The following is a 242-nucleotide window of genomic DNA, read 5'->3' as shown; positions in this document are numbered from 1 at the left end:
AGCACGACTTCACGCTGCGCTATCCGTCGCCGTACCGCGACATCGTCGAGCGCTATGCGCAATCGACCGGGCTCGACGTCGAATGGGCGTACGGGCTGATCCGCCAGGAGTCGCGCTTCATCACGAACGCGCGTTCGTCGGTCGGCGCGGGCGGGCTGATGCAGCTGATGCCGGCCACCGCGCAGCTCGTCGCGAAGAAGCTCGGGCTGGGCACGATCACGCGTGCGCAGATGCACGACATC

General features: G+C 67.4%; 1 protein-coding gene. It reads left to right on the top strand.

Annotated features, from left to right (window positions below):
- The coding region (locus tag SB751_RS34565; protein ID WP_410749560.1) for a transglycosylase SLT domain-containing protein at positions 1-242 on the top strand (242 nt) is incomplete at both ends.

The organism is Cupriavidus sp. SIMBA_020 (assembly GCF_046535395.1).
Classification (GTDB): domain Bacteria; phylum Pseudomonadota; class Gammaproteobacteria; order Burkholderiales; family Burkholderiaceae; genus Cupriavidus; species Cupriavidus campinensis.
The sequence above is the reverse complement of the archived record's forward strand: the minus strand, read 5'-3'. Positions and strand labels throughout refer to the sequence as shown.